11 protein-coding genes are annotated in these 15282 nt (G+C 41.8%); 6 read left to right on the top strand and 5 right to left on the bottom strand.

Annotated features, from left to right (window positions below):
• Window positions 1-230: 230 nt before the first annotated feature.
• The 4 genes from ABF638_RS32085 (at window position 231) to ABF638_RS32070 (ending at window position 6747) form a co-directional block, all read left to right on the top strand.
• On the top strand, window positions 231-3581 hold the full coding sequence (locus ABF638_RS32085) for a PAS domain-containing protein (RefSeq protein WP_435026890.1): 3351 nt from the start codon (window positions 231-233) through the stop codon (window positions 3579-3581).
• A 335-nt stretch (window positions 3582-3916) separates the two neighbouring features.
• Window positions 3917-4414 carry a response regulator gene (locus tag ABF638_RS32080; RefSeq protein WP_435026889.1) on the top strand — a complete coding sequence of 166 codons (498 nt, stop codon included), beginning with the start codon at window positions 3917-3919 and terminating at the stop codon, window positions 4412-4414.
• Entirely contained in the window at window positions 4380-6269 is a 1890-nt protein-coding gene (locus tag ABF638_RS32075; RefSeq protein ID WP_435026888.1) for a response regulator, read from the top strand. The genes ABF638_RS32080 and ABF638_RS32075 overlap by 35 nt, the downstream gene beginning before the upstream one ends.
• Before the next feature lie 94 nt (window positions 6270-6363).
• Window positions 6364-6747, top strand: a complete 384-nt coding sequence (locus ABF638_RS32070) for a nuclear transport factor 2 family protein (RefSeq protein ID WP_435026887.1) — start codon at window positions 6364-6366, stop codon at window positions 6745-6747.
• 67 nt (window positions 6748-6814) lie between these two features.
• Here the strand turns inward: ABF638_RS32070 and pyrR are convergent, their stop codons facing one another.
• The 3 genes from pyrR to ABF638_RS32055 all read right to left on the bottom strand — a co-directional run bounded on the left by pyrR (window position 6815) and on the right by ABF638_RS32055 (window position 9072).
• Window positions 6815-7351: a bifunctional pyr operon transcriptional regulator/uracil phosphoribosyltransferase PyrR gene (gene pyrR, locus ABF638_RS32065; RefSeq protein ID WP_069071632.1), complete on the bottom strand. Its 537-nt coding sequence runs from the start codon at window positions 7349-7351 to the stop codon at window positions 6815-6817.
• A 75-nt stretch (window positions 7352-7426) separates the two neighbouring features.
• Window positions 7427-8398 (bottom strand): adenosylcobinamide-phosphate synthase CbiB, encoded by a 972-nt coding sequence (gene cbiB / locus ABF638_RS32060; RefSeq protein ID WP_435026886.1) that lies wholly within the window; start codon window positions 8396-8398, stop codon window positions 7427-7429.
• A gap of 233 nt (window positions 8399-8631) precedes the next feature.
• Complete coding sequence (locus ABF638_RS32055) at window positions 8632-9072, bottom strand: Rrf2 family transcriptional regulator (RefSeq protein ID WP_181932588.1); 441 nt, start codon at window positions 9070-9072, stop codon at window positions 8632-8634.
• Window positions 9073-9467: 395 nt separating this feature from the next.
• Between ABF638_RS32055 and ABF638_RS32050 the strand changes: the two genes are divergently transcribed.
• Window positions 9468-9881, top strand: a complete 414-nt coding sequence (locus tag ABF638_RS32050) for an AbrB family transcriptional regulator (protein ID WP_179068863.1) — start codon at window positions 9468-9470, stop codon at window positions 9879-9881.
• 162 nt (window positions 9882-10043) lie between these two features.
• Here the strand turns inward: ABF638_RS32050 and ABF638_RS32045 are convergent, their stop codons facing one another.
• Window positions 10044-11948 (bottom strand): chloride channel protein, encoded by a 1905-nt coding sequence (locus ABF638_RS32045; protein ID WP_435026885.1) that lies wholly within the window; start codon window positions 11946-11948, stop codon window positions 10044-10046.
• A gap of 475 nt (window positions 11949-12423) precedes the next feature.
• On the opposite strand from ABF638_RS32045, the gene ABF638_RS32040 reads away from it, so the two are divergent.
• Window positions 12424-12810: a hypothetical protein gene (locus ABF638_RS32040; RefSeq protein WP_435026884.1), complete on the top strand. Its 387-nt coding sequence runs from the start codon at window positions 12424-12426 to the stop codon at window positions 12808-12810.
• Between the two features lie 372 nt (window positions 12811-13182).
• Here ABF638_RS32040 and ABF638_RS32035 read toward each other — a convergent pair whose 3' ends face one another.
• Entirely contained in the window at window positions 13183-14802 is a 1620-nt protein-coding gene (locus ABF638_RS32035; RefSeq protein WP_435026883.1) for an ArnT family glycosyltransferase, read from the bottom strand.
• Window positions 14803-15282: the final 480 nt, after the last annotated feature.

Genomic DNA, 15282 nt, shown 5'->3' with positions numbered 1-15282 from the left:
ACTCAGAACTCAGAACTCAGAACTCAGAACTCAGAACTCAGAACTCAGAACTCAGAACTCAGCACTCAGCACTCAGCACTCAGCACTCAGCACTCAGCACTCAAATAGATTGGGCATGAAGCATGGGGGACTGAGGGGTTAAGATAATTAGGAAAATGACGAGTGCTGAGTTAAAAGCACTAAAGTTTGACCAAATTAAAGAAGGGCGATCGCTCCCAGGATAAACTCAAATGACTAACCTGGTTCTGGTTGTAGACGACGACGATTTCATGCGGATGCATCTGAATGAGCTATTAACAGAAGCCGGGTATCAGGTGGTAGAAGCGAGTAACGGTTTAGAGGCGATCGCTACCTATACTCGCCTCCACCCAGATATAGTACTGCTGGATGTCCTAATGCCGGTGATGGATGGGTTTAATTGCTGCGCTCAACTGCAAGCACTCCCTGATGGCAAAGACACACCGGTGTTAATGATTAGCGCTTTTTCTGATCAGGCATCTGTAGAGAAAGCTTTTGCTGTAGGTGCAACTGATTTTATTACCAAGCCGATTCAATGGCCAATATTACTTCAAAGATTGCACCGTCTTCTAGAAGCTAGTCGGGCTGTGGAGGAATTACGACAGCAAACTGCACAGGCGCAATTGCGGGAAGCACAATTCAGGATGGCATTAGATGCGGCTCGTATGGGCATCTGGAACTGGGATCTGCTGACGAACAAAATTACTTGGTCAGATAATCTTGAAGCCCTTTTTGGCTTAGAGAAAGGGACTTTCAACTACACCTATGAAGCCTTCATTTGCTGCATTCATCCGCGCGATCGCGATTTTGTGAGGCGATCGCATCAACAAGCTATTCAGAATCGAGTCAAATATAACATCGAATTTCGAGTTGTTTTAGCCGATGGGAGAATTCGTTTTTTAGCAAGCAAAGGAGTTGTCTTTGGTGATGCGTCTGGGGTGGCTGTGCAAATGTCTGGGGTATACATGGACATCACCAAGCGCAAGCAAGCTGAGGAGGCGCTAGAAGTTCATGCTAAACAGCAAGCAATGGTGGCAGAAATAAGTCAAATCGCCCTAGCTAGTACAGACTTGACTACACTAATGAACTCATGTGTGACAATGGTCGCCCAATGTCTCAAAGTTCAGTCTTGCAAAATTTTGGAGCTGCTACCAGACGATGGGAGATTACTGCTACGGGCTGGAGTTGGTTGGCAACCTGGACTGGTGGGAAAGGCCACCGTTAGCGCCGGGAGCAATTCTCAAGCTGGCTACACCCTACTTTCCAATGAACCAGTAATTGTTGATGACCTGAGCGCCGAAACACGATTTAATGGGCCACCACTGCTACATGACCATCAAGTGGTGAGCGGCATTAGCGTAGTGATTCATGGCAAAGAGCGTCCTTTTGGTGTCTTCGGGGCACACACAACCAGACACCACACTTTTACCAAAGATGATGTTTCTTTTCTCCAAGCGGTTGCCAACGTTCTGGCGACAGCCATTGAGCGCCAACGGGTGGAAGACGCACTTAGAGAAAGCGAAGAACGCTGTCAGTTAGCCGTGCAGGGCAATAATGATGGCATTTGGGACTGGAACGTTAAAAATAATCAAGTATTTTTCTCAACTCGCTGGAAAGAAATGCTTGGTTACGAAGAACATGAGATTTCCAATCATTTCGATGAATGGGCAACACGAGTGCATCCCGATGATATTGGATTTGTCAGACAAGCGATCGCTGATCACTTTGCCAAGATTACCCCATTTTTTATCAGCGAACATCGAGTCCGGTGTAAAGATGACACTTACAAATGGGTTTTGGATCGCGGTCAGGCTGTGTGGGATGAAAATGGTAATGTAGTACGGATGACAAGTTGCCATACAGATATCACTGAACGCAAACAAGCAGAAGAACAATTGCGTCAGAGCGAAGAACGTTTCCAAATAGTTGCTCGTGCTAGCAATGATCTTTTATGGGACTGGGATTTGCTGACTGATGAGGTGTGGTGGAATCAAGCTTTACAAACACTTTTTGGTTACTCGATAGAGCAAATAACATTGAATGCTGATTGGTGGTATGAACACATACATCCAGACGATAGGCAGAGAATCGCCTCAGAAACGATGGCACTTATAGATAGCGGTAGAACATTATGGTTAAATGAATACCGCTTTCGTCGCGGCAATGGTTCTTATGCCTACGTTTTTGATCGCGGCTATGTGATTCACGATAAGACCGGCAAACCAGTGCGAATGATTGGTGCGATGATGGATATTAGCGAACGGCAAGCTGCACAACGCGATCGCAACCGAGCGCAAGCAGAATTAGAACGCCAAAATATGCGATCGCAATTGTTCGCTAATATCACCCTAAAAATTCGTCAGTCTTTACAAATCGATGAAATTCTTCAAACCAGCGTCATAGAGGTGCAAAAGCTACTGCTTGCCGACCGTGTTTTAATCCTGCGCCTACAGCCAGACGGTTCTTTTATGGCGGTTCAAGAGGCAGTAGTTCCAGGTTTACCTGTTATTCTGGGGCAACAAATTATCGACCCTTGCTTTCGCGACGATTACATCGAGCAGTACCGTCAAGGGCGAATTAGTTCTATGAACGACATAAAGGAAGCCAATATCCTACCTTGCCATGTCGAATTTCTACAACAATTCGCCGTACAAGCCAACCTTGTAGTCCCGATTTTCCTCAAAAATCAACTGTGGGGGCTGTTAATTGCCCATCAGTGCGCCCATCCCCGCCAGTGGACTGGCTGGGAAATTGAACTTTTACAACAGCTGGCAGATCAAATAGGCATTGCCTCAACTCAGAGCCTAATCCTAGAACAAGAAACTCGGCAGCGGCAAGAACTCGCTCGTTCCAATAAAGAACTGCAACAATTTGCATTTGTCGCCTCCCACGATTTGCAAGAGCCACTACGTAAGATTACAACCTTTGGCGATCGGCTTAAAACCACCTGTGGCGACACATTAACCGAACAGGGACGTGATTACTTAGAACGGATGCAGAATGCTGCTAACAGAATGCAGACATTGATTGAAGACTTATTAACACTTTCACGAGTTACTACTAGGGCGCAGCCTTTTGTATCAGTAAATCTGGCAAAGATTGCCCAAGAGGTATTGTGTGATTTAGAAGTGTATATCCAGCAAACTGGCGCAAGTGTAGAAATAGCAGAGTTACCCACCATTCAAGCCGATCCTTTACAGATGCGCCAATTGTTGCAAAATCTGCTTGGTAACGCCCTCAAATTCCACCGCCCCCAGACACCACCTGTAATCACAATTTATGGTAATATTTTAAACGATCAAGCAGATAACACATCCGCTAATTCTGAACTCTGTCGAATCATCGTAGAAGATAATGGTATTGGTTTTGAAGAAAAATATCTCGATCGGATTTTCAATGTTTTTCAACGTTTGCATAGTAGCATTGAATACGAAGGTACTGGCATAGGTCTAGCAATCTGCCGGAAAATTGCCGAGCGTCATCATGGAAATATCACAGCCCAAAGCAAACCTGGGCAAGGAGCAAAGTTTATAGTCACATTGTCAATTAATTCCCATTCTTGATTTTTATTCCTGGAGAGGGATTAATACTAGATCCCAAAATTAGCTTAATAGTACAATTGCACCCTGTAATTTGTAAGACTTATGCATTGTACAAATCAACCATCATGTTAATTATTAATACAATTCGATAATTTCAGGCTATTGGTGACTACCACGGCAGTTTGTGATTAGATATCGCTTGCTAATAGCAAAAAAATAGCAACAGAATAAACCTTTTATATCTAAACATATAAATTGCATATTTGATTGCTTTTGTCAACGTAAGAGTTGCCATCTGTGCCAAGTTAATAACTTGATTCATACTAATTAAACTAATGCAAAGGAGACGATGCATAGTGAACGGTCGAGAAACAAACCTCACAATTTTAATGGCTGATGATGATAAAGATGACTGCATCTTAGTTCGTGAGGCCTTGGCAGAAAGTCAATTGCCAATTGAACTGTACATCGTGAGTAATGGTGAAGAGTTGATGGATTATCTGTACCATCGTGGTCGATATGCTGACCATAAAAGTTCTCCGTATCCGGGTTTGATTTTATTAGATTTGAATATGCCGAGAATTGACGGTATTGAGGCACTCAAAGAGATAAGAACTGACCCACAACTGCGGCGAATTCCAGTTGTAATCCTGTCAACATCACGAAGAGAAGAAGATATATATAATACTTATGATTTGGGCGCTAATTCTTTCATCATTAAGCCAATGGCTTTTGCTTCATTAGTTGAGGCCATGAAGACTCTAGTCAAATACTGGTTTGAAATTGTGAAACTGCCAGTAGAAGCAGTGGGAGAAAAACATGGACAACAACCCTATCAAAGTTCTGTTCATTGATGATGACGAAGACGACTATATTTTGACTCGTTATTGGTTCAATGAATTTCAGGTAGCAAACTGCGAACTGGAATGGGTTAATAATTATGAAGCAGCAAGAAATGCGATCGCTCGCTACCAACATGACATTTATCTTGTAGACTACCGTTTGGGCCCCCACAATGGACTTGAACTTTTGCGCGAAGCAATTGCCAACGGCTGTTGTTCTCCAATAATTTTGCTGACTGGTCAAGGCGACTGGGAAATAGATATCGAAGCGATGAAAGCTGGAGCCGCAGATTATCTTGAAAAAAGCCAGTTGACAGCACCGTTGTTAGAGCGTTCTATCCGCTACGCCATTGAGCGCAAACAAACAGAGCAGAAAATCCGCGAACAAGCTGCTTTACTAGATGTTGCCACCGATGCAATTTTTGTCTGTGATTTAGACGATAAAATTTTATTTTGGAACAAAGCTGCCCAGAGTCTGTACGGTTGGAAAAAAGAAGAAGCTATCAATAACAAGACACGAGTTCTCTGGCATGAAAAAAAACCGTCTCAAGTTCAAGAAGCACTCAGTATTCTGATGAAAAATGGCTCTTGGGAGGGTGAATTACAGCAAAAAACAAAATTAGGTAAAGAAATTATTGTTGAAAGCCGTTGGACATTAGTGCATGAATTCGGTAATAAATCACAATCTTTCCTCGTTGTCAACACAGACATCACACAAAAAAAACAACTCGAAGCGCAATTCCTTCGCGCCCAGCGATTGGAAAGCATTGGTACTTTAGCGAGTGGTATCGCCCACGACCTGAATAATGTTCTTGCCCCCATTTTGATGACAGCCCAACTATTGGAGGCACAACTTCATGATGAGCGTTCTCGGCGACTGCTGCCAATATTGATCACAAACGCTAAACGTGGGGCAAATTTAGTCAAACAAGTATTATCTTTTACACGTGGGCTGGAAGGCGATCGCACAATCTTACAATTAAAGCATTTAATAATAGAAATTCAGCAAATTATAAAAGAAACTTTTCCTAAGTCTATTGAGGTTTCCACTCATATTCCACAAAATCTTTGGACTGTATCCGGCGATGCCACCCAACTGCACCAAGTACTAATGAATTTGTGTGTCAATGCTCGTGATGCTATGCCCAATGGTGGTAATTTGAAAATATTGGCGGAAAATCTCTTAATTGATGAAAATTACGCCAAGATGCATATAGATGCGAAAGTTGGTCATCACATTGTAATTACTATTAGTGATGGGGGAATTGGGATTCAAACCGAAATATTAGATCGGATATTTGAGCCATTTTTTACTACCAAAGAACTCGGCAAAGGTACTGGGCTTGGTCTTTCTACAGTACTTGGCATTATTAAAAGCCACGGCGGTTTTATCGACGTATACAGCGAACAGGGAAAAGGCAGCCAATTTAAGGTGTATTTGCCAGCACAAGATGCGAGAGAAACTATAGAAGAACAAGAACAGGGATTACCTTCAGGCCAAGGAGAATTAATTTTAGTTGTAGATGACGAAGCTGCCATTCGGGATGTGACAAAAACATCTCTAGAAAGCCATAACTACAAAGCAATCACAGCTAGTGATGGCATTGAAGCGATAGCCTTATATGCAGAACATCAAGATGAAATATCTCTTGTATTGACTGATATGGTCATGCCATCTATGGATGGGATAACTACTATCCGCACCCTGCGAAAAATTAATCCAGATGTCAAAATTATTGCTGTCAGTGGACTTAGTTCATCTGATAAAGTGAATACGGCTTATGACATGGGTATCAAAGCATTTTTATGCAAACCCTATACAGCTAGCCAATTATTGCAAACTATTAGCACAGTCAAGAAGAGTTAGAGATTGGGCATTGGGCATTACTAATTTATTTGTCAAACTTGAGAGTTATAATTTAGTAACTCCTAACTCCTGACTCTTCACTATTTAATCCCCTATGATGAAGGATGAAGTCTTAGCGGCTAATGCAGCTTTTTATCGAGCTTTTGAAAGAAAAGATATTGAGATAATGAGTGCAGTATGGTCACAAGGAACTGGTAGTTTTTGTATTCATCCTGGAAGTAATCTACTGCGAGGTTGGAAGGAGATTCGCACCTCTTGGGAGCAGATATTTAAAAACACCGCTTATATCGAAATAAACACAGATATAATTGCTACAGAGATAAGTGATAATATCGCTTATGTTGTGCTGAGAGAAAATGTGTTCCAAGTAGTAGGTGGTAGAAGACTCGAAGCACAATCAACAGCTACAAATATATTTCAGTTTCTTGGTGGTAAGTGGTATTTAATTCATCATCATGGCAGTCCAATTTTGCGATGAGGTCTGGGGGAATGGGGACTAGGAAAGAAGCAGGGGGAGCAAGAGAAGAATGACAAATGACTAATGACTAATGACTAATCAATTCAACTGCATCTCGTCCATCACAATTTTGTAAGTAAACTTTGACAATTTCTTCTTTAGCGGTAGGCAACTTTTTGCCAATAAAATCTGGGTGAATTGGTAATTCTCGATGGCCCCTGTCTACCAATACAGCTAAACGAATCACTTCTGGTCTACCGTAATCGTTGACTGCGTTCAAAGCAGCGCGAATTGTCCGTCCTTTGAAAATCACATCATCCACTAGTACAACCGTTTTCCCCGTAAGGTCAAAAGGAATTTCGCTTTTCGTTGGAGTCCGCAATCCAATTTTGTCGAGGTCATCTCGATAAAATGTAATGTCTAAAGCGCCGACTGACACGGCTACACCTTCCAGTGTCTCAATTTGACGCGCTAACAATTCGGCTAATAACGCACCCCTGGTATAAATACCAAGAAGTACCAGTTGAGACAAATCACGCGTCCTTTCCACAATTTGAGAGGCCAGACGAGTCAAGGTACGACGGATTTCTTCGGATGAGAGAATTTCAACTACTTTGGCAGACATAGCGAGTGATAAGTTAGGAGTGATGAGTCAAGGGTTAGAAGTTTTTATTCTTAACTCCTAACTTTATATTTATCATTACTTATTTGGGAGTATTAAGAATATAGCGATCGCTATCCCTAACCATAGCAAAAAACAATATCGAGTCAGCTGCAAAGCATTCTGAATAGAAGTTGCAGTTATGGGATAAATAGCATCTCCTAGCAGTGGTTTGTACTTAGCTACCCCACGATACCAATTTGTACCGCCCATCTGCACTCCCAAAAAAGCAGCATAGGCGCACTCACTCCAGCCAGAATTGGGACTAGGATCGTTAATTGCATCCCGACGACAAATTCGCCAAACATGCATCGGTTTACCCGATAACAGCGCCAGAGTCATGACTGTTAACCGACAAGGTAGCCAAGTCAAATAATCTTCTAATCGCGCACAGAACCATCCTAAATAAGTATAGGGTGCTTCTCGGTAACCCACCATTGAATCAAGGGTACTACTGGCTTTATATGCTAAAACCAAGGGCGTTGGCCCTACAACTGGTATAAAAACACCAATAATTGCATAAAAAAGCGGAGCCATTACCCCATCAGTGGTATTTTCTGCAACAGTTTCTAAAACGGCTCGTAAAATTTCTGCTTGTGAGAGGTTTTGGGTATCTCGACCAACATAATTACTTAAAATCTTCCGAGCCTTCTCCAAATCTCCTGCTGTTAAAGGTTGTAAAACAGCCTCCGCTGCTGCTCGCAAACTTCTACCAGCAAAACAACTAGCCAAAACAATACTATTTATTACAATTCCCAACAATGGATGAACCCATTTGGCACTTTGAATAATCAAAAAGCCAACAAGGCCGCTACCAAGTATTAGGATAATGCCTAGTACAATTCCAGCTAGGCGTTGTGTTAGAGAATTTTGACACAATTGGAGAAAAAATTTGGTCAGGCGAGAAATTACCCACCCCATAACTTGCACTGGATGAGGCCAATCCCAAGGATCGCCAACTAAATAATCTAAAAGTGCAGCAATTATTAAGATATAGATATTATTAGTCATAAGTCACGAGTCAAGGGTCAACCAATTTTGGATTTTAGATTTTGGATTTTGGATTGACCCCGACCACATTAGCGTCTTGGTAAGAAGTCTGGGACGGGGTATGAACGAAAAAATCTAAAATTTAAAATTCGTGGTCAAGAGGAGCCAGTTATATGCGGGAGTTACCTCCGTCAAGTAAACTGGCATTCAAGGGTCAATATTTTGACTATTGACTATTGACTATTAACTCTTGACTAAACCACAAAACTAGCTTCTTCTCCAAGGGAAGCTTGCCAGCTACGAGCATCATAATAAAGGTCTGCCAGAGTAATACTGTACAAAGCTTCTTTAAGCTTTTGGTTGAGTCTCTGCCAAAGGCTAAATGTTACCCAATCTTCCGCTTGTGCAGGTGCTGGGGTGTGATGGGGTAAATGGCTAGTCTCGCCAACTGCTTCTAAAATTTGCCCTATAGATATTTGTACAGGCTCTCTTGCCAATTGATATCCGCCGATGCTACCACGAATTGATTTCACTAACCCAGCACGACGCATTTCTATTAGTAGTTTTTCAAGATAAGGAGCTGGGATATCTTGGCGTTTTGCGATCGCTCTCACAGATACAGGGCCATATTTTGGCTGTAAACTCAAATCTAGCAACGCCTTCACACTATAGTGTCCTCTGGTAGTTAGTTTCATTTTGGCAAGCTTTGTTGTTTGTCCTTTATCATTTGTCATTTGTAAATAACCAATGACCAATGACCAATAACTAAGGATCAGTTTTGCTTATCATTCTGTGACTCAGTTATCATCCTCAACCACTAGACAACTTTTTGAGCGTTAGTTTAGAAAACTTCAAACTTGTATAGTCTAGCAGTAATTCACAAACTATATATATAGTTATCAGCATTGCCAGCATTCTCTAAAATAGATTGTCTTAGCAATATTGGTAATGGCATAACAATTGTGCATCTGAGTGTAATATACTTGGCTAGGTTGAGATAAAAACTAAAGGATTATGTTCCTATTAGCTCAACCTCAGCTAAAATAAAATCGATTCAAACACTTCAAACATTCATTTTCGACCTAAGTTGATGCCTAAACTGAAAAAAATTGAACCCCTACTCGGTGAAGAACTGCTCAAAAAAGTTAAAGAGCTAGAGAATGAGAGCAAGGAAGATAAAGCCAAGAAGTGCGGCTACTATACCGTTACCAAAAACGGTATAGAGCGCGTCAATATGATGAAGTTCTTAAATGCCCTAATTGATGCCGAAGGCATTCAGTTGGACAGTACACCTAGCGCTAATGGGCGTGGTGGACGTAGTGCTAGCTATAGAATTAGTGTGCAATCGAATGGTAACTTACTTATAGGTTCAGCTTATACAAAACAGATGAATCTGAAACCAGGAGATGAGTTTCTGATCACTTTAGGCAAAAAGCACATTCGTCTGAGACAGGTAGATCCAGAAGATCGGGAAGATGATGAAGCCATAGAAGCCACTGCTTAATAAATGGTCATTAGTCAATTGTCAATTGTCATTTGTCCTTTGTGAAAACCAATGACTACAAAGAGTCATTAGTCAATTGTCCTTTGTCATTTGTGAAAACCAATGACTAATGACTAATGACTAATGACGAATGACCAATGACGAATGACGAATGACCAATGACTAATGACTAATGACTATATCTGTCGTGGGTAAGACTGGTAAATAGTGGCGAAGTGCCTTGCGCGTCACTGCTAAATTGCAAGTTAATGCAATTTGCTCTCTTTCTAATAAACCCAAAATGCGATCGGGTTTTTCTCGTGCTACTACTGGTAATTGATGCAAACCCCGAAGACTCATCCTGTCTAAAGCTTCAGATAATAGTTCATCCTGCCATGCATAGAGAATTTCAGTAGTACAAATGTCTATGAGAGTTTGACTGGATAAATTATCTGGAATTTCAGTTAGGGAATTTGGGTATGTTTGCCAAAGATCAAGGGCACGGTTAATATCTTCCAGAGAAAGTATACCAACTAATTGCTCTGCTTCATCAATTACTAAAGCACTGCGGACGCGATCGCGGGTCATTTCTACAGCTGCATCTAACACCCCAAGAGTTGCAGGTAATTTTTTTGGACAGGGATACATAGCATCTTCTACCAAAATTTGCTGCACAATTTCTGCTTGTTCATCTTTCAATTCCGAAAGACCAATTTGTTGGAGATTAGAGTTAGAGTTAAAAGTTGGTTTAATCCTTTCCACTAGCCAAACACTCAAACCCACAGCTGCCATCAACGGTAAAACAATACGATAGTCGCGGGTTAATTCAAACAGCATTAAAATAGCCGTTAACGGCGCTCTGACACTAGCAGCCAGTACTGCTGCCATTCCCACCATTGCGTAAGCTGGGGGAGCTGCCATTTGATCGCAAATTGCTGGGAATGCTACAGCCAAAATTTTGGCGTAAGCTGAACCAAAAGAAGCACCTAAAAACATTGCTGGTGCAAACAACCCACCGATGAAACCACTACCCGTACTAATTGCAGTCATCAGTAGCTTTACTACCAACAGCACAACTAATAGATAGAGTGGAAACTCAACATCTTGAAGCATTGCTTCTACAGTTTCATAACCGACACCCAGAATTTGCGGAAAGCGCAAAGCAACAGCGCCAATTATCACACCGCCAATGATTGGATGAATCGGCTGAGGAATTCGTCCCAAAAAGTCAAAACCTGGAACATTCCCAGCAAAGCAAGCCTTTGCTAAACGAATTGATTGAGTATAAGCCAGAGAAACTAGGCTGGCCCCTAAACCCAATCCTAGGTAAAGAGGTAATTCCCAAGGACTGCGGACTTGGTAAACAGGTAAATCAAAAGCAGGTTGTGCCCCCAAACCAATTTGGGCAATTAATGCTGCTACCACCGCCGCTAGCAGCACCACACTCACCGCAGAAGTAGCGAAAGATGTAGCTCCCATCACCACCTCTAGGGCAAAAAATACTCCAGCAATGGGAGCATTAAATCCCGCAGCAAGTCCAGCCGCCGCCCCAGCACCCAATAGCAACCGCTGTCGTTCTTGAGATACATTGAGAATCACAGAGAACAACATCCCAAAATTTGCGCCAATTTCGACACTCGGCCCCTCTGGCCCCAAAGAAGCACCGCTCCCCAAAGAAACAGATGCGGCCAGCATCTTCGTAACTGGTCTTAGTGGTCGCTTAATCTCTTTTCCTTGAGAAGCGGCGATGAGAGATGAAAGTCCAGGGCCAAAGTCTTGAGTGCGCCAGCGCATCAAGCCAACGATTAACCCGCCAAGGGTGGGAACGCAGGCTAGAGTCCAAGCACCCCAGACGCCTATTTGACCCATTAAATTTTCCAGCATCAGCTGGTGAATCAACTGGATTAAATAGTGAAAGGTGACTACACCCATACCAGTACCACCGCCAATAAGCATGGCTAAAAATAGCACTACGGTTTCTGGTGATGGTTGAAAACGATTAATTAGGTGAGCTAAACGCGCGGAAGGTGTAGGAAAGGCAGGTTGTTCCGTTACCTTCCTCAGTTGAGTGGGAGGCAAGAGAGTCATTGAGAGGCGGGGTAAATGTAAGAAAAAATTTAAATTTTTATCTGTTACTTCTCATTGTGAGCCATTATTTAGCAACCAGACAAGTAGACTTTATTTGCTTGATTTACAAAGCTTTAGCAAAAAATGTCATTGTGCAAAATTTTTGTGGGGAGAATGGTTAAATGGGAGACAATTATTATTTAAGGGTCAACGACGCCTAGCTTGGGCGTAGCTGTGATTAGTGGGTGCGAACGATCGCTAACACTATCCTTTATAGAGACAAGAGAGTTTTTGTCGGCTGGTGGACGCACCCGTAAACATTAACTAGGAGTCATCCTTGCCTAAATCTAGCTATACTCGTGTTGCGACCATTGAGCCATCCTTGGTAGTAATACAATGTATGTATAGTTTATGCCTGATTTCAGACCATACATTGATTCCAATTCAATATAGCTATTGTTATAGAGCGAGTAAATGGACTAGGCGGACGAGGTAAATGAATATACACACCTTTGATAATCATTATGTTACTTGCCCAATTTGCCAAAGAAATACTACGCCCAAACCAGTTAAAACGCGCATGGGCTTGTTTTGCTGTCCCTATTGCCAGGAAAGGCTAGTAGTTTGCCAGAGTGGTCATTATGTCCGCGATCCGTTTACTTGGAGACAGTTGATGATGTCTTCGGCGCTACGTCGGCAAAGCCGACCTTTAGCGAGGATTATCAGAGATTTTGTCTTGCTCAAGCGTCCTATGGTAGCCTTGGCTGTAGGAAGTGCCATTTTCTTTAGTGCGATCGCCTTGACCCAAGAAAAGACAAGCTACGATCGCCAAATATCTCCCACAACAGAGAAAGTTAATGAACCAGGAAACAAATCTCAGTAAATGGATTAATTTGGTATAAATCAAATCTTACTTTGATTTTTGTAATATTATAACTAAATACTTCTGTGAAACCGTGTCTTATTGCCCCAAATAGGACACGGTTTTACATTATGTCTGTTTAAAGAGCGATCGCTGATTATTTGTGATCTTTTCGTTCCCCATGAGTAGGTCAATCTAAATTAAACGTAAAATATGAACTCAGGTTCGTAGTGAGTACTTTAGTACTCAAGATAAGGATTTTCAGCACTAAAGTGCTTACTACAAACTTTTGTTTATTGCGAGTTGCGAATTGGATTTATTAATGCCTATCTAGACAAGAGGGACAAGGGAGGCAAGAAGAATACCCAATACCCAATGCCCCATACCCAACATTTACAATCGATTAGTATCTTTAGTAACTAACTTCCAACCTTCAGCTTGATCAATTAGCTTCATCGACTCTAATTGAAGATTGGTGAAAGCAGATGTATGAAGTAGAAAGTAGGGTTGGCTGTTGTAGTGCCAATAATATTGGAGTTCACCAACAGAAGCGGGAATGATGGTGCGATCGCTATAATAATCCAACGAGGGACGATGGTAGGGAAAAGATGTGTAAATCTTCTTAGTAGCTGGATTTGCCCGCATGATCATCGCAGCTACTGGTTTAACTGGATAAGCTTCAGATAATTCCCAAACCCAGTAGTTAGATTTCATTAACAGCAGCAGCGAAATATAACTTCCCCAAAACAAAATCTTCAGAAATTGCCCGTCGCCCCGCTCTGCTAAGATAGCTGCTAAGGTCATAGTTAAAGCTACTGCTGCAAAAATCAGTTGTAAGTCTGCTTTGGGTGTTGTACCCCAACTGAAATAAATGCTACCAGCAGAAGCAGCCACAGCAAGTATCGCCAAACCAGCAACCCAAGCACGGGGATAGGATGAGAGTAAAGGCGAATTTTCTGTTTCTGATAATTGGATACCAAAAGCTAAAGCTAAACTAGGGTAAATCGGGAATAGATACCAGGGAACTTTGGTAATCATGAAAGAAATTACCAGCAGGTAAACACCACTCCAGGCCATTACTAGTTTTGCCCAGCTAAGGTTGCGATTTTCCCAGGTTAAGCGGACAGTTTGTGGTAAGAATAATAACCACGGCCATGTGTACTTGAGAAGTTCAATGACATAGTACCAAGGTGGTTCAGAATTTCCCTCTACACCTGAAGCAATTCGGCCTACTGATGGATTTACAAGGCCAACTTGAGCAAAAGTGTAACCATAGTGGAATAGTTGGGCACCATACCAACCAACTACAGGCAGAATGCCAATTAAGATTGCGATCCACAGATAGTAACAGGTGAGTAGTCGTGGCGTATCCCAAAACAGAAATACAAGAGCGATCGCGCCTAGTAATGCGCCTAGAAGTCCTTGAGTTAGGCAAATCAAGCCAAAACTAATGCCAACACCAAGGCAATAACGTAAATCTCGGCGCGATCGCAACACGCACAACATCATCACCATCAAAAAACTTACCATCACCCCATCCAACATTGCTAACCGCCCATGACGCACCACGGGTAGCATTGTTAGGTAAATCAAAGCGCTATAAATCGCTGCCCAACGCTGGCGAAATATCTCTCGAGCAATGCAATACAGAAAAGGTACAGATGTCGCGGTTAAAATTGCTCCAGGTAGACGCGTTGTCCACTCATTTTCACCTCCCAGAGAATAAGCCCAAGCAATTAGCAAATGCATCAAAGGCGGCTTGTTATGATATGGTTCGCCTCCTAGTGTTGGGTAAAGCCAACGCATTGAACCTGCTGGTGCGTGCCAAATTTCACGAGCAACCTGTGCCACAGTACCTTCATCCCAATCTCGCAGTGGCAATCCTCCCAGATTGATGCTAAACAGTAATACTGCTGCCAACAGCAACACTATTAGCCATACCCAATCAATCCATTTGCCAACCGTGCGATGCTGTTTTTCTAGATGACTCCAAATAAAGCTTCCTTCTTGCATATTCTATGTTAATCATTTTACTTGCTGGTTTGATTACATAGAGACCAGAGCGAATCTCCAATGTTGCCACCCAGTAGCAACGTATGTTCTTAACAATTGCTAGTTTCCAAGATTAACTCAACTTTTGATAATTAGCGCTATTTTTTTTAAATTTATCTGAGTTATTTAAAAAGCATTTAAGCCGAAAAAGATAAAAATAATACAGGCAAAAAATTATTTATTACCTGTTCTTTATTCCGTAAATAACCTTGTGTTTTATTTTGTATGTGACGCTTAGTTTAATTTTTATCCACTTAATTGTAACTTAGCTAACTTTAGAAGAGGATGAACTAATTGCTACAGGGATTCAATGAAGCGCTGAACACTTAAAAGATATTTAAAAAACATAAAATAAATTGAGATATATCATCAAAAGGAGTAAATAAAACTTTGGATATTTTAAGTTTAATTAAGGAAGCTTTTGATTTAAATATCTCTGTT

The sequence above is a fragment of the Nostoc sp. CALU 1950 genome (assembly GCF_051172895.1).
Classification (GTDB): Bacteria; Cyanobacteriota; Cyanobacteriia; order Cyanobacteriales; family Nostocaceae; genus Nostoc; species Nostoc edaphicum_A.
Note: the sequence above shows the minus strand (reverse complement) of the source record. Positions and strands in the feature narration are given on the sequence as shown.

What these genes read in the sequence shown, in the direction of transcription:
- ABF638_RS32085 (WP_435026890.1), top strand. Translation starts at nt 231, where the DNA reads ATGACTAACCTGGTTCTGGTTGTAGACGACGACGATTTCATGCGGATG.
- ABF638_RS32075 (WP_435026888.1), top strand. Translation starts at nt 4,380, where the DNA reads ATGGACAACAACCCTATCAAAGTTCTGTTCATTGATGATGACGAAGAC.
- ABF638_RS32070 (WP_435026887.1), top strand. Translation starts at nt 6,364, where the DNA reads ATGATGAAGGATGAAGTCTTAGCGGCTAATGCAGCTTTTTATCGAGCT.
- pyrR (WP_069071632.1), bottom strand. Translation starts at nt 7,351, where the DNA reads ATGTCTGCCAAAGTAGTTGAAATTCTCTCATCCGAAGAAATCCGTCGT.
- cbiB (WP_435026886.1), bottom strand. Translation starts at nt 8,398, where the DNA reads ATGACTAATAATATCTATATCTTAATAATTGCTGCACTTTTAGATTAT.
- ABF638_RS32055 (WP_181932588.1), bottom strand. Translation starts at nt 9,072, where the DNA reads ATGAAACTAACTACCAGAGGACACTATAGTGTGAAGGCGTTGCTAGAT.
- ABF638_RS32050 (WP_179068863.1), top strand. Translation starts at nt 9,468, where the DNA reads ATGCCTAAACTGAAAAAAATTGAACCCCTACTCGGTGAAGAACTGCTC.
- ABF638_RS32045 (WP_435026885.1), bottom strand. Translation starts at nt 11,948, where the DNA reads ATGACTCTCTTGCCTCCCACTCAACTGAGGAAGGTAACGGAACAACCT.
- ABF638_RS32040 (WP_435026884.1), top strand. Translation starts at nt 12,424, where the DNA reads ATGAATATACACACCTTTGATAATCATTATGTTACTTGCCCAATTTGC.
- ABF638_RS32035 (WP_435026883.1), bottom strand. Translation starts at nt 14,802, where the DNA reads ATGCAAGAAGGAAGCTTTATTTGGAGTCATCTAGAAAAACAGCATCGC.